Source organism: Bifidobacterium pseudolongum subsp. globosum, from assembly GCF_004155535.1.
GTDB classification, from domain to species: domain Bacteria; phylum Actinomycetota; class Actinomycetes; order Actinomycetales; family Bifidobacteriaceae; genus Bifidobacterium; species Bifidobacterium pseudolongum_C.
Genome location: NZ_RYUH01000006.1, coordinates 80,387 through 99,232, shown reverse-complemented (window position 1 = coordinate 99,232; position 18,846 = coordinate 80,387). Strand labels below are relative to the sequence as shown.

Annotated in this window: 17 protein-coding genes and 4 tRNA genes; 4 read left to right on the top strand and 17 right to left on the bottom strand. The window is 64.3% G+C overall.

The window, feature by feature from the left end:
* Positions 1-334: 334 nt before the first annotated feature.
* Positions 335-421 (bottom strand) — tRNA-Ser (locus PG2093B_RS02025).
* A gap of 248 nt (positions 422-669) precedes the next feature.
* Here PG2093B_RS02025 and dinB point away from each other — a divergent pair.
* Positions 670-1,941 (top strand): DNA polymerase IV, encoded by a 1,272-nt coding sequence (dinB, locus tag PG2093B_RS02020; RefSeq protein ID WP_129896918.1) that lies wholly within the window; start codon positions 670-672, stop codon positions 1,939-1,941.
* On the opposite strand, the gene dapC is transcribed toward dinB, so the two are convergent.
* From dapC to PG2093B_RS01965, 11 genes are all read right to left on the bottom strand, one after another.
* A complete protein-coding gene (dapC, locus tag PG2093B_RS02015) occupies positions 1,936-3,096 on the bottom strand; it encodes a succinyldiaminopimelate transaminase (RefSeq protein ID WP_129896917.1) in 1,161 nt (386 codons plus the stop codon). The two genes, dinB and dapC, sit on opposite strands and share 6 nt — an antisense overlap.
* Before the next feature lie 22 nt (positions 3,097-3,118).
* Complete coding sequence (fdxA, locus tag PG2093B_RS02010; RefSeq protein WP_129896916.1) at positions 3,119-3,442, bottom strand: ferredoxin; 324 nt, start codon at positions 3,440-3,442, stop codon at positions 3,119-3,121.
* Positions 3,443-3,510: 68 nt separating this feature from the next.
* Positions 3,511-5,064 (bottom strand): amino acid permease, encoded by a 1,554-nt coding sequence (locus PG2093B_RS02005; RefSeq protein ID WP_129896915.1) that lies wholly within the window; start codon positions 5,062-5,064, stop codon positions 3,511-3,513.
* Between the two features lie 182 nt (positions 5,065-5,246).
* Positions 5,247-6,497 carry an FAD-binding protein gene (locus PG2093B_RS02000; protein ID WP_129896914.1) on the bottom strand — a complete coding sequence of 417 codons (1,251 nt, stop codon included), beginning with the start codon at positions 6,495-6,497 and terminating at the stop codon, positions 5,247-5,249.
* Between the two features lie 61 nt (positions 6,498-6,558).
* On the bottom strand, positions 6,559-6,729 hold the full coding sequence (gene rpmG, locus PG2093B_RS01995; protein WP_022858912.1) for a 50S ribosomal protein L33: 171 nt from the start codon (positions 6,727-6,729) through the stop codon (positions 6,559-6,561).
* Positions 6,730-6,776: 47 nt separating this feature from the next.
* Positions 6,777-6,850, bottom strand: a tRNA-Met gene (locus tag PG2093B_RS01990).
* A gap of 4 nt (positions 6,851-6,854) precedes the next feature.
* Positions 6,855-6,926: transfer RNA gene (locus tag PG2093B_RS01985), tRNA-Thr, on the bottom strand.
* A 1-nt stretch (position 6,927) separates the two neighbouring features.
* Positions 6,928-7,009 (bottom strand) — tRNA-Tyr (locus PG2093B_RS01980).
* Positions 7,010-7,196: 187 nt separating this feature from the next.
* Entirely contained in the window at positions 7,197-7,490 is a 294-nt protein-coding gene (groES, locus tag PG2093B_RS01975) for a co-chaperone GroES (RefSeq protein WP_022858911.1), read from the bottom strand.
* A 221-nt stretch (positions 7,491-7,711) separates the two neighbouring features.
* Positions 7,712-8,716: a hypothetical protein gene (locus tag PG2093B_RS01970; RefSeq protein WP_431520206.1), complete on the bottom strand. Its 1,005-nt coding sequence runs from the start codon at positions 8,714-8,716 to the stop codon at positions 7,712-7,714.
* Positions 8,717-8,944: 228 nt separating this feature from the next.
* Positions 8,945-9,628: a GNAT family N-acetyltransferase gene (locus PG2093B_RS01965; protein ID WP_165369678.1), complete on the bottom strand. Its 684-nt coding sequence runs from the start codon at positions 9,626-9,628 to the stop codon at positions 8,945-8,947.
* 82 nt (positions 9,629-9,710) lie between these two features.
* Here PG2093B_RS01965 and PG2093B_RS01960 point away from each other — a divergent pair, with 82 nt between their 5' ends.
* From PG2093B_RS01960 to PG2093B_RS01950, 3 genes are all read left to right on the top strand, one after another.
* Positions 9,711-10,358, top strand: a complete 648-nt coding sequence (locus PG2093B_RS01960; RefSeq protein WP_129896911.1) for a 5-formyltetrahydrofolate cyclo-ligase — start codon at positions 9,711-9,713, stop codon at positions 10,356-10,358.
* Between the two features lie 135 nt (positions 10,359-10,493).
* Entirely contained in the window at positions 10,494-10,682 is a 189-nt protein-coding gene (locus tag PG2093B_RS01955) for an FmdB family zinc ribbon protein (RefSeq protein ID WP_026643522.1), read from the top strand.
* Positions 10,683-10,860: 178 nt separating this feature from the next.
* Positions 10,861-11,529, top strand: a complete 669-nt coding sequence (locus tag PG2093B_RS01950; protein WP_165369677.1) for an SAF domain-containing protein — start codon at positions 10,861-10,863, stop codon at positions 11,527-11,529.
* Positions 11,530-11,586: 57 nt separating this feature from the next.
* Here the strand turns inward: PG2093B_RS01950 and PG2093B_RS01945 are convergent, their stop codons facing one another.
* The 5 genes from PG2093B_RS01945 to rplJ form a co-directional block, all read right to left on the bottom strand.
* A complete protein-coding gene (locus PG2093B_RS01945; RefSeq protein ID WP_129896909.1) occupies positions 11,587-11,817 on the bottom strand; it encodes a hypothetical protein in 231 nt (76 codons plus the stop codon).
* Positions 11,814-15,437 (bottom strand): helicase, encoded by a 3,624-nt coding sequence (locus PG2093B_RS01940; protein ID WP_129896908.1) that lies wholly within the window; start codon positions 15,435-15,437, stop codon positions 11,814-11,816. The genes PG2093B_RS01945 and PG2093B_RS01940 overlap by 4 nt, the downstream gene beginning before the upstream one ends.
* Before the next feature lie 9 nt (positions 15,438-15,446).
* Positions 15,447-17,153: an FHA domain-containing protein gene (locus tag PG2093B_RS01935; protein WP_431520205.1), complete on the bottom strand. Its 1,707-nt coding sequence runs from the start codon at positions 17,151-17,153 to the stop codon at positions 15,447-15,449.
* A 240-nt stretch (positions 17,154-17,393) separates the two neighbouring features.
* A complete protein-coding gene (rplL, locus tag PG2093B_RS01930) occupies positions 17,394-17,774 on the bottom strand; it encodes a 50S ribosomal protein L7/L12 (protein ID WP_022858902.1) in 381 nt (126 codons plus the stop codon).
* A 116-nt stretch (positions 17,775-17,890) separates the two neighbouring features.
* Positions 17,891-18,412: a 50S ribosomal protein L10 gene (gene rplJ, locus PG2093B_RS01925; RefSeq protein ID WP_022858901.1), complete on the bottom strand. Its 522-nt coding sequence runs from the start codon at positions 18,410-18,412 to the stop codon at positions 17,891-17,893.
* Positions 18,413-18,846: the final 434 nt, after the last annotated feature.

Here is an 18,846-nt window from a genome sequence, read left to right as displayed (position 1 = left end):
CCATGCACGACCAGACCGGCATGCCGCAGCGATACGGCACCGGCATCGAATGGAACGACTTCCACAGGAGCACGCCATGGCAAGACAGCAACTAGTCAAAAGGACACACATTTTGGCGTATAACCCCGAAATCACGGCGCGGCAACAATTTTTCGGACAAATAGGACCGGTAGACCCTGCTGAAAGGCGCGCACTCATCTCACCTCTATGAAGGGTGCATATGGGCAGCGGGCACTTATTTGTGGAAATCAGCCACACTGCTCGATTGGCCTTGCGGCAGTAAGCGTCTCGGCATGAAAAAAGGGTTTTGCGAACACGCGCAAAACCCTAGTCGCGGAGTCAGAGGGATTCGAACCCTCGAGCCGCTAACGCGACTAACACCTTAGCAGGGTGCCCCTTTCGGCCGCTCAGGCATGACTCCACGCTGCTCAAAGAGCAACAGCAATTGAGTATAGCAGCCTTCACCGACCAATACAACACGCGTGTCACACATCCATATAGCAGTACGCACCACGTGCCACATACCACTCCACCTATCACGCCTCGCACTACCCACCACACCACCACGTCACTACCTCACCGCCCCGCTACCACCTGCCTTGCCGCCACCTCCACACACCGCCACACCCCAACTTCCATTCGAACAAATGTTCAGGTACCATGGCACCTATGAGCAACGCACCACGGAACGCTGCCGCGAATCGTGACTGGGGGCACGATGAGCGCGGCTGCACGATGCTGCACATCGACATGGACGCGTTCTTCGCCTCGCTCGAAATCGCCCGTCACCCCGAGATCGCCGGCAAACCGGTCATCATCGGCACCGGCCCGCGCGCGGTCGTCTCCGCCGCGAACTACGAGGCACGTAAATACGGGATCAATTCGGCCATGGCAGCCGCCCGCGCGCATCAGCTGTGCCCAGACGGCGTGTTCCTGCCAGTGGACGGCCACTACTACCGTCAGGTCTCACGCCAGATCTTCACCGACATTTTCAGCCAGGTCACCGACGCGATCGAACAGGTCTCGGTGGACGAATGCTACATGGACGTCTCGGGCGCACTGCTGCGCTGGGACTCCCCCACGCGCATCGGCGCATGGCTGCGGGAACAAGTGTCCGCGCGATTCCACATCACCTGCTCAGTGGGCGTGGCATGCAACAAACTCGTGGCGAAAATGGCCTCCACGAACGCCAAACCGAACGGCATGCTGCTCATCCCCGCAAGCCAACACGCAGCCTTTGTGCAGATGATGCCACTGCGCGCCATCCCGGGCATCGGGCCCGCGCTCGAACGCCGCCTGCACACGTGGGGCGTCGAATCCGTGCGGCAGCTCGCCGCGCTCACGCCCGCCGACCTCGAGCGCATCACCGGCTCGCGCGCCCAGGCCGTGCATCTGTACAACACGGCGCGCGGCGTGGACGAGCGACCGGTCGTGCCGGTCACACCGGAAAAATCCATCGGGTCGGAACACACCTTTGTGCACGACGTGACGAGCGCGCGCGAAACACTCAGCCTGCTGCACCACTGCTGCGACACCGTGGCGAGCAGTCTGCGCAAACGCGGACTGATGGCGCGCACCGTGACGGTGAAACTGCGCTTCCCCGACCTGCGGTACATGACGCGCTCGCTGACGGTCGAACAGCCCACCGACGCGGCGAGCGCCCTCTACCCCGTGTGTGAGCAGCTGTTGCGCGGCATGATGGGCGTGGCTCCCGGCGCCGCGTTCACGCGCCTGACGACGCCGATCCGCTTGGCGGGCATGTCAGCGAGCCGGCTGAGCGAGCGCGAGCGCACGGTGATCCAGCCGACGCTTGACGATCTGCTCGAAGAGGAGGCATCGCCCGAGCGCACCACCGCCGCGCAGCGCATGCGTGGCGCCGAGCAGGCGCTCGACGCCGTGCGCGGCAAGTTCGGCAAGAACAGCGCGCGGCTGGGTCTATAGCGCCGCGCGCAGGCGTTCGGCCGCTTCGGTGATCTGCGCGTCGCTCGCGGTGGCGGAGAAGCGCAGGTATTGGGGCGCGCCGTAGAATTCGCCCGGACTGGGCACAATGCCCAGATCGGCGAGGCGGCCCATGTCTTGCCAGCAGTCGTCGCCGAGCGCGCGCACCCAGATATAGAGTGCGCCTTGGGGCATGCGCGCGCCGTATCCGTAGGCGCGCAATGCCTCGACGAGCGTGCTGAGGCGGCTGTAGTAGCGGTTGTGCTGTTCGCGTGCGGCTGCCATGTCGCGCAGGCCGGCCGCCATCGCCGCCTGCACGGGGCCGGGCACGATCAGGCCGATCTGTTTGCGCAGTTCGGTCATGGCGCGCACCAGGGTGTGGTCGCCGGCGATGCACGCGGTGCGGTAGCCGGCCATGTTCGACTGTTTGCTCAGCGAATACAACACGAGCACGCCGTAGGCGTCGCCGCCGCAGACATCCGCGCGCAGGGCGCACGGTGACGATTCGATTGAGGCTTCGCGGTTTTCGGGCGCGTCGTTGGTGTCGTTCCACGCCATGAGCGCGTAGCATTCGTCGGAGAGCACGACAGCGCCGATCTTGCGCGCGGCGTCGACGATGCGGTGCATGCCGGCGGCGTCGATGACCTGTCCGGTGGGGTTGCATGGGGAATTGACCCAGACTGCCTTCACGCCGTCGAGGTGCGCCCACGAATCGACGTCGGCCACGTCGTCCACTTTCTGTATGCGGGCGCCGGCGATCTGCGTGCCGATCTCGTAGGTGGGGTACGACGCCGCGGGCTGCACCACCACGTCGCCTTCGCCCACATGCAGCAACGACGCCATGAGGGCCACAGCTTCCTTGGAGCCGACGGTCGGCACCACGTCGGCGCCGATGGCCTCGAGCTCCACATCGCGGCACGTACGGAACCACTCGTGCAGGGCGGCGCGCAGGTCGGGGGTGCCGGCGGTGGCCGGATACCCGTAGGCGTTGGCGCTGTTGGCTGCATCGGTGAGCGCACTGCGCACGGATTGCGGCACGGGGTCGGCCGGAGACCCGATCGACAGGTCGACCATGCCGCCTGCGTGGGCCCGCGCCGTGTTCTTGTATTGCGCCACGCGCGACCAGTCATACGGCGAGGAGTAGCTGTGGAATCCCATTCACGCTCCTTTGTTCAAAGGCTCACGCGACGTTCTGCGGGGGCAGTTCGGCCACGCGTTCGGGGTCCTTGCCGATTGGGCCGGCCGCTTGGGCGCCGCCCAGATCACCGACTTCGGCGAAGAAGCTCACGGCGGCGTCTTTGTACCATTCCCACTCCGGGGGCAGATCGTCCTCGTAGAAGATCGCCTCGGTGGGGCAGACCGGCTCGCATGCGCCGCAGTCCACGCACTCGTTGGGGTTGATGTAGAGCGAACGGAGCCCTTCGTAGATGCAGTCGACGGGGCATTCGTCTACGCACGCCTTGTCTTTGACGTCCACGCAGGGTTGCGCAATCACATAGGCCATGGTGTCCTCCTTGCAAAATCGTCTACCAGACTACCGCCGATTGGCGTTCGGCGCCAGTGCGCCGCGGCTCAGTCGTGGCGCGTCTTCGTTTCACCCAGCTGCCTGAGGCGCTCCTCTTTGTCGAACCGTTCGAGTTCGGCGTCGAGTTCGCCGGTGCCGAGGCGTGCATGGTTGTAGCTGTATGCGAAGTACACGATGAATCCCAGCACGAGCCACACGAGGAACCGAATCCACGTGAGCACGGTCAGGTTGAGCATGAGCCACAGGTTCGCCGCGGCCACGATGAGCGGCACCCACGGGTTGCCGGGGATCTTGAACGTGCGCGGCAGATCGGGGCGCTTCTTGCGCATGATCGGGATCGCGAGCGCCACAAGCGTGAACGCCGAAAGCGTGCCGATGTTGACCATGTCGGAGAGCACGCTGATGTCGAAGCATGCGGCCACAAGCGCAACGATCACACCCACCACGATCTGCAGTTTGGCAGGCGTGCCGTGTGCGCCGGTCTTCGACATGGCGCGCGGCAGCAGGCCGTCACGGCTCATGGCGAACACGACGCGCGTGAGGCCGAGCAGCAGCACCATGACCACGGTGGCCAGGCCGAGCACGATCGCGAAGCTGATGATCTTGGCGGCCCAGTCGGCGCCCACGAGTTCGAACGCGGTGGCGAGCGAGGGGCTATCCACACTCGCGAGCTGCTTGTAGGAGACCATGCCGGTGGTCACGACGGCCACGAGCACGTACATGACGATCACGAGGAGCATGCCCACGCCAATGCCGAGCGGCACGTTGCGCTTGGGGTTCTTGGTCTCTTCCGAAGCGGTGGCCACCACGTCGAATCCGATGAACGCGAAGAAGACGAGCGCCGCGCCAGAGATGACGCCGCTCCACCCGTAGATGGTGGGCTTCATGTGCGTCATCCACTGCCACAACGGCTGCGCCATGCTGCCGCCGAGCTCACCGTGCTGCACGTGGTTCGCCGGCTCGCTCGGCGGCACGAACGGCGTGTAGTTCGCAGACTTGACGTAGAAGAACCCGACGACCACGACAAAGAGCACGATGCCGATCTTGAGGATTGTCATGGCGCCGTCCACGCGCGCGCCGACCTTGGTGCCGAACACGAGCAGCGCGGTGAAGAAACCGACGATGATGATCGGCGCGATGTCGATGTGGAAGGCACCGAAACTGAGGTTCGTGTTCCAGTTGAGGCCCATGAGCCGCATGAAGTCGTTGAGGTACACGCCCCAGTATTTCGAGATGACCGAACCGGCCATGAGCATTTCGAGGATGAGGTCCCATCCGATGATCCACGCCATGATCTCGCCGATGGCGGCATAGGTGAAGGTGTAAGCGGATCCGGCGACCGGCATGATCGACGCGAATTCCGCGTAGCACATGACGGCCGCGCCGCACACCACGCCGGCGATGATGAAGCTGACGATGACGGCCGGTCCCGCGTGGAAGGCGGCCGCTTCGGCGCCAACCGAGAAGATGCCGGCGCCCACCGCCACGGCCACGCCCATGACGGCCAGATCCCACCAGCCTAGATTGCGTTTGAGTGCATGACCCGTCTCATTGGTTTCCGCGATGGTCTGTTCGACGGACTTTGTTCTGAATATCTGCACGTTCGTGCCTTTTCCCTGCTTGACAATGCATGTTCGCTATCTTCTCCCGGCGTTGTTCAAGCTTTTGGCATACCTAGAAAAAGGCGGCGCCGGATATGTTGCATATCATACGGCGCCGCCGGATTCCTGTTCACTTTCAGCTGGAAACCACCCAGCTGCATGTGTGTGCTAGTAGAGGCAGGTCAGTCAATCACCGCGCCCACCAGCACGGGTTCGGGGATGAGCGTCACATCGTACTGTTTCTGCACACCTTCGCGAATGGCGTCGGCGAGCTTGACGATGTCGGCGCACGTGGCTCCCCCACGGTTCGTAATGCTGAGCGTGTGCAGGTCGGACAGCGCGGCCGGGGCGCCGTCGCTGACACGGTAGCCCTTGTGGAAGCCGGCGTGGTCGATGAGCCATGCGGCGGAGAGCTTGACGCCGGTGGAGCCGTCGGGCAGTGTGGCCGGGTATTTCGGCGCGTCGTCCGGCAGACGGTCGGCGATCGACTGGCTGACGATCGGGTTCATGAAGAAGCTGCCGCAGCTGTGGCGGTTCACGTCTTCGTTCTGGCCGGTCACCGCCATCATCTGCTCGTCCACCACATCCGCCGGCGCGTCATGCGTGTTGACGAACCGCTGTTGCGCCTCGATCGCCCGCTCGATCTGGTCTTCGCGCTTGCACGCCTGCATGACGGGCAGTCGGTAGCGCGTGGCGTCCTCGAGCATGCCCTTGCCGGCGCGCACGCCGAGCACGGCGCTGCGAATCTTGCCGATCGGCATGCGGTCGCCGAGATTCACCTGAAGCGCGGACGCGAGCTGCGCGTAGTTGACGGTGCCTTCCTCGGTGTGGGTGAGCGCGAACGTGACCGAGAGCACGATATAGCGCGGCGACGGGTAGAATTCGTCGTTCGGCACGCCGGGCGCCTTGTACATGCTGGTCTTGAGCAGGCTCGAGCGGTAGCCGAACTGCATCTCCACGTTGGTCAGCGTCTTCGTCTTCTTGTCTTCGCGGTCCCACACCTCCACGGATTCCACCGAAGAGGCGACCTCCTGGCCGTACGCGCCGATGTTCTGCACAACGCTCGCACCCACGGTGCCCGGAATGCCGGAAAGCCCTTCGATGCCTTCGAGCCCGCGGTCGACGCAGAAGTCCACCAGATCGTCCCAGTTGCAGCCCGCTTCGGCGGTCACGTGCACGGTGCGGTCATCGCTTTCCACCGGCGCCGCCTCATCGGGCACGGTGATCAGGCGGCGCGCGTCACGCAGCACGAGGCCGTGGAAATCGGCGTCGGAGGCGAGCAGATTGGACCCGCCGCCGATCACGCACACGGGAATGCCGTGGGAGTCGGCGTGTTCCACCTCTTCGATGATGCTGACGCGGGTTGTGGGTTCTACGAAATGATCAATATTGCCACCAACTGCAATAGTGGTGAGTTCAGCGAATGTTGTCATACTGCCCACAGTAACAAAAAACCCGACCGTGTGGTCGGGTTTTGAAATAAGCTTAGTGAGCTCAGCGGGTCTCGCGATGGAGGGTCTGCTTGCCGCAGCGCGGGCAGAACTTCTTCAGCTCAAGACGGTCCGGAGTGTTACGACGGTTCTTGGTCGTAATGTAATTACGCTCTTTGCACTCGGTGCATGCCAGCGTGATGCCCGGACGAATGTCGGCGCTCTTGCTTGCCATTGGATTCACCTCTTGTGTTAGTTCGTTGGCCGGTCCCCCGACCTTAGTAGCGAGAAAGAGACTCGAACTCTTGACCTTACGATTATGAGTCGTACGCTCTAGCCAGCTGAGCTATCCCGCCAGAGAGCCTCGAGTGAGAATCGGACTCACGACCTCTTCCTTACCAAGGAAGTGCTCTACCACTGAGCTATCGAGGCGTGGCGGATAGTGGATTCGAACCACTGAAGCACGAAGCGACTGATTTACAGTCAGTTCCCTTTGACCGCTTGGGAAATCCGCCATCGTTTTCGGTTGAGGCCTCAACCGGCAACTTGGCTAGTATGCCACGAACCGCTAACTTTTGGCAAGTGTCGGCGTGTCGCACCATGACAAGCACCTTGAAACCCAGTCATTGCAACGAAAAAGCGGGGCACACCGGGTCTCCCCGGCGCACCCCGCCTGACACACCATGTCGGTATGCGGCCCGATCAGGCAAGCACCGCCAGCACGTCGCGCGCAGCGACGATTAGGTAGTCCTCACCCTGGTAGTGCACCTCGGTGCCGCCGTACTTGGAGTACAGGATCTTGTCGCCGACCTGCACGTCCATCGGGATGCGCTCACCCTTCTCGTCGCGGCGACCCGGGCCGACAGCCAGGACTTCGCCCTGCTGCGGCTTCTCCTTGGCGTTGTCCGGGATATACAGACCGGATGCGGTCTGGGTCTCGGCCTCCGCCTGCTTGACGATGATCTTGTCTTCCAGTGGCTTCAGTGGGAACGACACAGCGAACCTCTTTCCATTCGGTAATCGAATCATGCCCGCTCGGGAACGGTGCTGCAGGCGGCTGACGAAACACTTGCCTCGCTGTTCCTTTGCGCTAGTTGCCTATCCTAGCGCGGTTTTTAGCACTCTGCCAACTTGAGTGCTAACGCTTTGAGAGAAAACCCAGCAACGGCAACAAAAAAACCAGCCGTTTCCAGCTGGTTTCGACGTGTTGCGGCAGGTCACCCGTTGCGGCGCGCCAAGATCGTCTCCAAACTCGACCCGAGCGAGTCGGACGTCTCGTCCGGCGCCTCCACCGTGGCCGAGGCCTCGGTCTCGTGGAACGCGACCGAATCGTTCACGGCGGCGCGGTTCGGCTGAACGGCCTTGGCGTCCGTCTGCCCGCTCTCCTCGGCCGGCTCCGCCGCATCACCCGCAGCGGGCGCGGGCTCGGCATTGGGTTCAACGGTGCGCGGCGTGGCCTTCGCCACCTGCCGTGTGGACTTGATCTCGAGGCTCAGTGCCTCGTCCTGCTCGATTTCCACACCGTTGCGCGGCGAACCGAGCGAGAACGAGATGAGGTCCTGGTTGACGGCCATGTCGAACGCGTCGACGGCGGAGGCCGGCGAGACGCGCGACAGTTCGTTCGTTTCGTCAAGCGGATACGCCGTGTCATGGTCGCGCACCACGAGCTGCGCGTGCATCCGGTGATCCTCAGACACCACCGCGGGCTGTTCAGCGGACTTCGCGGCAGCCGGCTGCGCGGACTGCGCCGCCGCCTGCTCGGCCTGCCGGCGGGCAAGCGCCTCCTGCTGCTCGATGCGGCCCTGATGCAGCGCGCGGCGAATCTCGCGCTGTTCCAGCACGTCGGTGCGCGCGTCTTCCTCGCGCGGCGCGGCGGCGGCCTGAGCCGCGGCCTGCTGCGCGCGCTGCTTGGCGGCGCGCTTGGCCGCGGCTGCGGTCTTGCGTTTGCGTTCGCGCTCCTTGGCCGCCATCTTGGCTTCCCACGCGCGCGCCTGCTTCGACGCGCGCACGCCGAGCGCGCACACCACGGCGCACAATGCGGCCGGAATCAGCGCATAGAACGGACTGAAGTGCAGTGCAATCGCCAGCACGAGCACCACGACCGCAGCGGCGAGCAGTCCCCCGGCGAGCCAGCGGCGGCGGCGCGCGGCGGCACGACGAAGCCCGCGCACCTGCGCAATATAGGCACGGTTCTTCTCGTGATCCGTTTGTGTCGCTGGCATTATCGCCCCTTTCGCCTGCGGTGTACGCACATCGGAGAATCGGGTGCCGCTCTCCTCACTCACCAAGTGCAGCGAAGAAGAATACCGGTCCGACCGATGTTTGACCACCTGTTTCATGCCGTTGACAGTCCGTTTGGGCAACCACACCGCCATGATGATGCCGATAATCACCAAAACAACTATTGTGCTCAGTGATTCGTACTCCATAATCTTCAAGAATAAATGAATTTAGGACAACTCGTGCGGCTTTTCGCTGGGCGTGTCGAACAGCAGACGGCGCACGAACCCTTGCGGTGCGTCTTCTGCGAGCAGACTGTATGATTCATGGTCGCGCCAGATGCCATTGATATACATGTACCGTTTCTTCACACCTTCGTACCGCGCGCCCACTTTGCGCACCACTGCGCGCGAGCGTTCGTTCTCGGGGACCAGGTCGATTTCCATGCGGTGCAGGCGCGGGCCGGTGGGCATCTGCAGCGCCCAATCGCACACCATGGCCACGGCGAGCGGCGTCAGGCCGCGCCCGGCATAGCGTTCGTCGATCCAGTAGCCGATGATGCCGGTGCGCATCGCGCCACGGAATATGGCGCCGAGCGAAATCTGCCCGATGATCGCACCGTCGAGCACCATGACGAACACGATCGCGTCGCCGTTGTGTTCGTCGCGCCGCTGCATGGCGATCCACTGCGGGAAGGTGACGAGCCGGTGGCGCATCGGATCATTCGACTCCCACGGTTCGAGCCAGTCGGTGTTGCGCATGCGCACGTCGTCCCACTCCTGCTCGTCGCGCACGGTCATCGTGCGCAACACGAGCGGGGTCGCCCCGGCCGGCGCATGCAGTTCGAGCGGGGTCCTCAGGCTGTTTTCGGTGGGGCGGCGCAGTGCCGCACGCAGTGATTCCAATACAGACACGGTTCCCATTCTCGCACGGAGCACCCGTACGCGCGCAGCGGCGCCCCGGATTTGCGCGCAAGGCATGTGGTAGAACGGCAGCATGGCACAGGACGGGCAGACGCGCGGCGAACCGGACGACGAAGTGGCGCGCGCGATCATGGAACACAAGCAGGCGGAACGTAAACGGGCCTATGCGCGGCGGCGCGCGCATGCGCGGTCCCGCACGCAGGCCGGCGAGCGATGCGCGGCGCTGCTCGACGGGTCGGCGCTGCTGGGCGGCGTGCGCACCGCCGCCTGCTATGTTTCGATGGGCACCGAGATCAGCACGATGCCGCTGCTCGCGCTGTTCGCGCAGCGCGGCGTGCGCACGCTCGTGCCACGGCTCGGCAGTGGCGCGCAAATCGGATGGACCGCAGTTGACGCGAGCGATCTGCGCACACTGCGGCATGCGGAGAAGCCAGCGCACGGCACGCTGCGGCCCGACGAGCCGAGCGGGCCGGCGCTCGAGGCCAGCGCGCTCGGCGCATGCGATTTGATTGTGCTGCCCGCGCTGCGCGTCGACCGGCACGGCGCACGGCTCGGCCGCGGCGGCGGGTGGTACGACCGCGCGCTCGCATGGCGGCGGCTTGGCGCGCCGCTCGTGGCCGTGTGCTGGCCATGGGAATTCGTGGATGAGCCGGTGCCAGCGCTCGCGCACGATGTGCCGGTGAACGCGGTGCTGACGCCGGAGCGGCTCGAGGTGCTGTAGTGGGCGGTGCGGTTGGTCAAGGTGTGCGGCTGCGCGCGGGGCGGAATACTGGCTAGGGCAGGCCGGTATTAGGATATGACCAGTTGCATTGCTCAACGCGAACAGCGAAACGCATAGGAAAGCAGAGGAAGCAGCATGCCTGTCTACCATTACCGTTGCAAAGAGTGCGGATATGACTTCACCGAGCACCAGTCGTTTGACGATGCCCCGATCACCACATGCCCCAAGTGCGGGCATGAGACGGTGCACAAGGTGTATTCGGCCGTGCCGATCACGTTCAAGGGCAGCGGGTTCTACCGCACCGACAAGGGGTCGTCGAAGTAAGGCTGCGGCGGCCCGTTCGTGAGGCCCCGTCCACAGACGTGTGGATACCCGCGTCCGCATCCACAATCGCGGGTGTTACCGGTCTGGTTATCCACATGCGACACGCCAACCGGGCCGTCCGACCACACCACCCGCACGCGCATGGCGCCCATGCGCGCACAAGGTCATCATGGAGCACATGGTGACCTTGTTTCATATGCACGCGCGGACCCAGCGCGAACAGAACGGTGCACGGTCGTGGTTCGCGCGCACGCCGCACGGGCGGCTTATGCAGCGGCGCACTCGCCGGCTGCTTGCCGCGGTGTGCGCGGCGCTCGGCGTGATTTGCGCGCTCGAATGTGTGCTGTCCGCCGTCGCCACGCAGCCGGTCGTTGTGGCGGAGCGCGGCATCGCGCGCGGCACGATCATCACCGCGGCGGATGTGCGGTTGGAACAAGTGCCGGACCATGCGGCGTTGCGCGGCGCCTTGCACGCCACGAGCGACGCCGTGGATGCCCTCGCCCAAGTGGATGTGGGCGCGGGCGAGGTGCTGCTGCCGTCGATGGTGGGCACGCGCCCAACGGTGCCCGAAGGCCATACGGTGATCGACGTGCGCCTCGGCGACCAGCAGGAGCCCTTCCCCACCGGCACGAGCATCCAGCTGGCGTCCGTGGTGGGGTGCGACGAACCTGAGACCACATTGTGCACGCTGAGCGCACAGGCGGTGGTAATGGCGGCGGCTCATCTCGACGATGCGACCGGCATGCACGTCACGCCGGTCGCGATGCCGGCGGATGATGCGGTGCGCGTGCTCGCCGCCCAGAACGAGGGGCCGATCATCGCCGTGCAGGGAAGGCCGCAGCCATGACCGCGCTCACGTATGCCTGTGCAGTGGCGCGGGGGCTCAGGCGCGTGTTGGCACTGGCTACGCGCGCTCTTGGAACACACCCCAGTGCGGTGGCAGCTCACCGAGGATGCGGCGGTCGTCGTCGGCCGCCTGCTGTTCGCGTGTGCGCACATCGCTTGGCTCGAGCTTCACACCGTCTGCGTCAAAGCGTTCGGTGCCCCGCACCACCACGCGCTTGTGGCGGCGTGGCGTGCGGCGCTCGGCGCTGTAGGGGCGCGCGGCCCCTTCTTGCGGCTCTTCGCTTGTCATTTGCTCTCCTGGTAGAGTTCGCCCAAGCGTGCCACCACGCGGTCAACCTCTTTCTCCGGGTTGACGAACGCGGCCACGCTCCAGATGGTCATGACCGACCAGCCGAGGGCGCCCATCTCCTGCTGCAGGATGCGGTGGCGTTCGCGCGTGGACTGGATGCCCATGAACTGCGCGTCGTCGGTGAACACGGCCAGCGTGTACGGCTTGTCTTTCGCGCCCACGACCATCGGCAGGCGCATGCCGTGGTCAAGACCGTAGTCCACGGCCACGTTGAGCCCGCGTTCGCGGATGCGGTTGGCCAGATCGTCGATCAGCACGTTGGACGCATCCGGGTGGGACTGCGGCTCAATCGGCTGCTCGTTGCCCAGGCGCTGCGCCCACTGCAGCACGGTCTTGAGCATCTTGGAGCCCGCGTGGTGCAGTCGGTCGTCTTCCAGATCGTCGGCGCCGAACGCGCTCACAATGTCGATGTGGTGGTCGGCGAGCGCGAGTGCATCGAGCAGCATGCCGCGGCCGCCGTCGCTTTCCAAGGCGCCGAACTGCTGGAGCAGGCGCCCGTGCGACGTCTTCGCGTAGCTCATCGAAAGGATCACATCGGTGGCGTGGGCGCCGGTCACGTCGGTGATGTCCACAATGCGCACATGGCGCAGGAACCGGCCCATGAACTCGTTCTTGGTGGCGAGCGACTTGAGTTCGGCGCCAAGGCGCGTGCGGAACGTCTCGGTCATGCACACGACGGTCAGGATGTAGCTGCCGGGCACGATGGTGAAGGTCTGGGCGCGGCGGGTGATCATCGCCACGATCTCGTCGATCTCTTGCTGGCTGCTTTCCACGAGTCCGCTCGCCATGACCGGCACGCCGGTGGCTTCAATCTGGTGGTAGAGCACATGGCCCTGCACGTTTTCGCGCACGACGTCGTTCGTCACCTCGCCGTAGCCCTGTTCGACGAGGAACATGTTCACGCGCGGGTCGCGGCGGGTGGGGTGCGGTTGCACGGTGATGTCGGGCAGCAGTTGCACCAGGTCGCTGATGCTGCCGCTCGTGATCGTCTGGCGGTGTGCGAGCACGACCACTTGGCGCGCGCGGCACAGGATGCTCAACAGCAGCACGGGCGGCAGGTGCGCGGCGGCGTCGATGATCACCACGTCGGCGATCGGCGTGGGCTTCGTCACCGAGGCGAGCGTGGCCGGCGTGGCCATGAGCACGGGCTTCGCCGCGGCCAGGATCTCAGGGTGGTCGTGGTGGATGCGGCTGAGCGAGGCGGCGTTGGGGCCTGCGAGCACGGTGTGCAACATGTTCGCCTCTTGCGTGCGGGCGAACAGCAGGTCACACAGGCGGCGCATCGATTCCTGCATGATCATGGGGCCCACCGATCGCACATGCTCGGTGTCCACTTGGATGAAGCGGTCGGAGGCGCTTTGCAGCGCCGAACCGTCTTGGTTCGAGATGATCGCCGAGGAGTGCACGATGTCGTCGAACACGGTGGTCCACCATGTGAGCCGCAGTTCGTCGCGCACAGCATTCACCGGCACATGGCGGTCATGCAGGTCGGCGATGAGCTCGCCGAAGCCGGCGGCGTCAAGTTCGCGCTCCAGGCTGCAACGCTCGGGCAGTGTGTCGAGCGCCTTGCGATCGTCGAACAGCGCCTTGAGGCGCTCCTCGACCACGTTGAAGTCGGCGGTCTGCAGATCACCACCTTCGGGCGTGGTGGCGAGCACGGTGTCGAGCGCCGTCATGTTGCTCAGCAGCGCCTCTTGCGTGGCCACAATGTCGTCGAGCTTCGGCGGCAGCACGGGCCAGCCGCCATGCGGCACGAACAGGCGCCACTGCTGGGCCTGCTTCTCCACGACTACGAGCGCGTCGTGCAGGTCTTCGACATGCGCGCCGACGCGCAACATGCTCTTCGCCTCTTTGATCTGGCGGCGGCGGTCCCAGAAACCCATGGACTGGCCTTCGGATTTGCGCTCGGCCTTGGGCGTGGTGGCTTCGATCATCGCGTCGATGTCGCGTTCGAAGATCTCGGGCTGGAACACGTCGAGCACACGGCGCAGGTTCTTGAGCACCGTGACCTGCTTGGTCCACTCCTGCGCGGTTGTGGGAATCGAGAAGCCGCACGTCTTCACGGTCGACTCCACCTGCTCGCGCGTGGCCGGCAGCAGGTTGCGCAGTATGTCCACAACACGCTGGTAGGCGTCGATCGCCTCGTCTTCCGTATACAACGAGGCCTTGTACCATGCGGTGTCGTCGGGGCCGATCGTGTATTCACCCAGTTCGCCGGCGCGTTCGAGCTTGCTCGCCCAGTCGTCGAGCGACGAGCCGATGGAGCGCGCCACCTCTTTGCCCAGACGCACATGGGTGGCAGGGTGTGTGGGCAGTTCGGAGATGTTGGCCAGGTTCTGGATGGTCTGATAGGCAGACACGTTCCACGTCTTGTTCACCCCGTGCAGGTCGCCGAGATAGCGGGTGAGACGCGAGCGCACGCCCACGAGCTCATCGGCCAGCTGATCGAAGCGCGAGGTGGCCACGCCCTGCTGGTAGCCCACCGCGCTGATCAGCTGGTGGTCGATCGCTGCGTTGGCGTTCTGGTCGGCCACGTCGAGCAACTGGCCGCCCAGCTCGTTCGCGCGCATCACGTTGATGAACCGGCGCTTCTGGTCGGGCACGCAGGGCACATACAGCACCGAGCGGCCGGCCATGATGCACCGCGAGGCGATCGCCGCGGCCTGTTCCGCCGTGTCGGTGTCTTGCGTGCCGTCCACGAACACGCTGTGGCCCGCGGCGGCCATGTTGGCGGCATAGCGCACGGTGTTGTCCACATCGCCCACTTCGAATTCCGAATGCGGGTCGCCGTCGAATGGGCTGTATGGGGGCATCTGCTGGTTCGACAGGTGGTCGCGCGCCTCCGGGAATCCGGCGAGCGCGTCGAGCATCGCGTTGCCGCTGGGGCCCTTGGCCAAATGGTCGATGATCATCTGGCTTTCCACAAGGATCTGCGTGGAGGGATCCATGAAGCAGCCCAGGATGATCTGCCGTTCGATCGAGAAATCGGGGAACACATGCTGCGCCATCTGCGTGATCGCGGCGAACACCGCGGCCGTCTCCGGCGTGCCGCTCCTGTAGTTCGAGCCATCGAAGAGCTGGCGTTCGTCCAGATGCACGCCGTGTTCGCGCATCACGGCCAGGAACTGCGCGTTGAGGCGCACATGGCCGGTGAAGCTGATGGTGGTATGGTGCTCCACCGGCGTGCCGTCACGCACCACTTCCACCGGGTAGAGCAGCACGGGCATGCTGTTGCCCTTCCACGTGGCCACACCCACGACGAGCGAGAGTTCGGCCACGCCGCTGAAGCGTTTCTTGGCGCTCTGGTCGTCGAGCACACGTTCGGCACGGCGCGCGGCGGCACGCAGCATGCCGCTGTCACGGAACAGCGAATGCAGCGGTGCGCTGCCGTTGCCGAAGAGCTGCGCGATCCCGGAGGGGTGCGCGTGTGTCAGATCGAGTTTGGCGGAAAGCTGGCTCACATCCTCAAGCGGGGATGGCACCAGGTTCGCCTTGAATTCCTCGCGCCACGTGCGCAAGGTGTTAAGGGCCTGCGGCGTTTGCGCCGTGTTATCTGTCATCGGGTTGACTCACTTCCCCATCGCTTTGCGGTAGTCTTCGTAACCGGGATTGGTGCTGAGCGCCTTGTCCACGTCGGCGTTGCCCTGCGCGGCGAGCCATGCGTACAAGTCGTCGTACAGCGCCGGGTTCATGGCGAGGAACGGCAGCAGTTCGGCATGGCGCGCCATTTCGAATTGTTCGGCGAAGTCGTCGCTGCGGCGTGCCTGGTCGGAGTTGTAGCCGCCGGCTTCCACGAGCTCCTCGCGCTGGTTGAACTCGCCCTTGGCCACGCGCTCGAACACCGAACCGGGTTCGAAGGCCGGGGTGAAGGCCTGCGTCTGCTCAAGCTGGTCCACTTCGCTCACCTGTGCGGTGGGCTTGAAGCGCGCGACGTCGTCATCGGTCGTGACAGACGCGGTCTGGGCCTGCACCGGCTGCACGGCTTGGGCGGATTGTGTAGGCTGCTGGGTCTGCGCGGGCTGCTGCGCTGCTGTCTGCGCGGGCTGCGTCGTGGCAGCCGTGCTAGGCGCGTTGTCCCGTTGCTCGCTGGACGTCTGAGTGGCAGGTGCGGCCGACTGCACATCCACCGCGACCGGTTCCTCACGGTGCTCGGCGTGCAACGACGTGGTAAGCACTTCGAAGTCAAGGGCCGTGCTCTGCTCGGCGAAGCGGCGCTGCTCCTGCCCCTGCTGCTCTTGGGTGCGCTGCACCATCGGCTGCGTGTCATGTTCCACGACCGGCGTGGGCTGGGAGGCCGGCTGCGGTTCCTGCACGGGGGCGGCCTGAGTAGGTGTAGGCTGCGCGGAGGTCTGCTGGATGGCAGGCGTCTGCTGAACGGCAGGATGCTGGGTGGCGGCTTGCGGTGCGGCAGTCTGTTGGACTGCGGGCTGCTGCGGCGTCATCTGCAGCGGCATGATGTCGGGCAGGCGTGGCTTGCCCAATTCGTCGACGGAGATCAGACGGTCGGCCGGGCGCCCACCGGCGTGGCGCGGGCCATCATGCATGCGCGGCACGAACTCCTCTTTCTTCACCGCAGGCTCGTCAATCTTGCCTGCGGCCACATCGTGCGCATCCGCGAACAGGTCGCGGGGAGCCGCATCGGGCACGTCCTCTTCGACCGCATCGTTCGTGGTCACCGGGTTGATCGGCTGTGCGAACGGCACGAAGGTCTGCCGTTCCGCTTCGCGCAACTCGTGCGCGCGCGTGCGCACGCTGTTGGAATCAAAGATGTTGGTGGGCTCGCCGGCGCGCAGATTGAGGATATCGTCCACCGAAAGCTCCGATGCCTCCGGTTCGGACGCTACGTTGTCGAGCGCGTAGTCGAACAGGTTCGCCACAGCCGGGTCGTCGCGGTGCGTGGTGCTGTCGTCGATGAAGCGCACAAAATCCACCGGCACGTCGCCGAACTGCAGGCGCACGGTGTCGTCGGTCAGTGCGAAGTCGGAGCCGGAAGGCAGGCGTACCAAGTCGTTGCCCGGGCGCACCAGATACGTGCCGTTCGTGGAGTTCATGTCGCGCAGAATCGCGTTGCCGTCGCTTTTCACGGAGAATTCGGCGTGGCGCTTCGACATCGAGCGGGTGTCGTCGAGAATCTCGACGCGGGTGGTGCCGTCATCGCTCAAAGGGCGCAACGGTTTACGACCTATCTCCACGGTCTGCCCGGCCTCGACGCTGGTCAAATCCGACCCATCCACGCGGATCATCCATTTCGTCGTTGCTTGTTGATCACCGCTCACCGTGGGACCTTCCTTTCATCGAGTGGGCACGCGCTGCACCATTGTACGCAGCACGCCCAATCAAGCACTGCGGCAGCCAATCGCTCTTACTCCCGCCAGTCTATCGCAATACACGGTGTTTCACCGGGGTACGCGGCGGGTGTTCACGCCCGACTGACCGGAAAGAAAAACCCCGCAGGGCTTGTGCCCTACGGGGTCAGACGTCATGTCTTAAGCGATATGCGGCTTATGCCGCGCAAATCACTTGAGCTCGACGGTGGCGCCAGCTTCTTCGAGCTGAGCCTTGGCCTTCTCGGCGTCTTCCTTCTTGGCGTGCTCGAGGACCGGCTTCGGAGCGCCGTCCACGAGGGCCTTGGCCTCGGCGAGGCCGAGGTTGGTGATGCCACGCACAGCCTTGATGACCTGGATCTTCTTGTCGCCAACGGCGGAGAGGATGACGTCGAACTCATCCTTCTCTTCCTCAGCCGGAGCAGCGCCCGGAGCGGCGGCAGCGGCGACGGCGACCGGAGCGGAGGCCTCAACGTCGAACTTCTCTTCGAAGGCCTTGACGAACTCGGAGAGCTCGACGAGGGTCATTTCACCGAAAGCTTCGAGCAGCTCATCCTGGGTGAACTTAGCCATTATGGCTTCCTTTCAATCGTGGCGCGCGGCGGGTTGTTTCGGTTCCGCACACCTGAAATTTTTCTTTGTTTTCCGGTTTATTCCGACCGATTGCACTGCGGTGAACCGCAGGGCGATCAGGCAGCCTTCTCCTGCTTTTCGCGCAGGGCGTCGACCGTGCGAACGGCCTTCGTCGGCAGCGCGTTGAACAGGCGTGCGGCCTTGGCCATGGTGCCCTTGAGGGCGCCGGCCAGTTCGGCAAGCAGTTCCGGACGAGACTTGAGGTCTGCGAGCTGCTTGGCACCCTCGGCGTCGTACACGGTTCCGTCTGCGAAACCGCCCTTGACGATGAGGGCCTTGTTGGTCTTGGCGAAGTCACGCAGAATCTTCGCAGCGTCGATGAAGTCACCCTTCACGAAGACGACGGCGGAAGGACCGGTGAGCATCTCGTCGAGACCCTCAATGCCGGCTTCCTTAGCGGCGATGCGGAACAGCGTGTTCTTAGCCACAGTGTAGGAAGTATCGCGGCCTAGCTTTTCGCGCAGATCGGAGATCTGCGGAACGGTAAGCCCGCGGTACTCGGTCAGGTAGACCGCGTCAGCGTTACGGAATGCTTCCGTAAGCTCGGCGACCACCACTTCCTTTTCGGGCCTCTTCATGGCGTTCCTTCCTAAGTCGGCCGTTGACTGTGAGGCGGGGCGCCAAAACCGGGTAACAAAAAAGCCCTGCGCACAGGCAGAGCGGCAAACGTCCTTGAACCATCAAGGATCCTTGTTTCTCAACCTGCGCTGGCTTGGCGAACCAAACTTCGTAGGGTCACGGGTGACCCTCAACCAACGGTCTGTGGTTTACAAGAGTTTGAATCTACCGTGCCCCACCGACGTACGGCACTCCGGGCGTGTCGCGCATGTAAGCCCTGAAGTCAATCCGCCCATTTCCCCAGCTGGGGCAAACCCGTGCGCCCTACAATCGAAGGTATTGCGCGAGCTCCGTGCATATTGAGAATCATTCTCAGTAGTGTGCTATGCTCGAATATCAGAGCCCCGCTATGCGCTCATATATATGTATGTATATGTATGCGCGCGGGCGGGCC

Coding starts and splice junctions, on each gene's coding strand:
- dinB (WP_129896918.1), top strand. CDS start 670: ATGAGCAACGCACCACGGAACGCTGCCGCGAATCGTGACTGGGGGCAC.
- dapC (WP_129896917.1), bottom strand. CDS start 3,096: ATGGGATTCCACAGCTACTCCTCGCCGTATGACTGGTCGCGCGTGGCG.
- fdxA (WP_129896916.1), bottom strand. CDS start 3,442: ATGGCCTATGTGATTGCGCAACCCTGCGTGGACGTCAAAGACAAGGCG.
- PG2093B_RS02000 (WP_129896914.1), bottom strand. CDS start 6,497: ATGACAACATTCGCTGAACTCACCACTATTGCAGTTGGTGGCAATATT.
- rpmG (WP_022858912.1), bottom strand. CDS start 6,729: ATGGCAAGCAAGAGCGCCGACATTCGTCCGGGCATCACGCTGGCATGC.
- PG2093B_RS01970 (WP_431520206.1), bottom strand. CDS start 8,716: ATGCCAGCGACACAAACGGATCACGAGAAGAACCGTGCCTATATTGCG.
- PG2093B_RS01960 (WP_129896911.1), top strand. CDS start 9,711: ATGGCACAGGACGGGCAGACGCGCGGCGAACCGGACGACGAAGTGGCG.
- PG2093B_RS01955 (WP_026643522.1), top strand. CDS start 10,494: ATGCCTGTCTACCATTACCGTTGCAAAGAGTGCGGATATGACTTCACC.
- PG2093B_RS01950 (WP_165369677.1), top strand. CDS start 10,861: ATGGTGACCTTGTTTCATATGCACGCGCGGACCCAGCGCGAACAGAAC.
- PG2093B_RS01945 (WP_129896909.1), bottom strand. CDS start 11,817: ATGACAAGCGAAGAGCCGCAAGAAGGGGCCGCGCGCCCCTACAGCGCC.
- PG2093B_RS01940 (WP_129896908.1), bottom strand. CDS start 15,437: ATGACAGATAACACGGCGCAAACGCCGCAGGCCCTTAACACCTTGCGC.
- rplL (WP_022858902.1), bottom strand. CDS start 17,774: ATGGCTAAGTTCACCCAGGATGAGCTGCTCGAAGCTTTCGGTGAAATG.
- rplJ (WP_022858901.1), bottom strand. CDS start 18,412: ATGAAGAGGCCCGAAAAGGAAGTGGTGGTCGCCGAGCTTACGGAAGCA.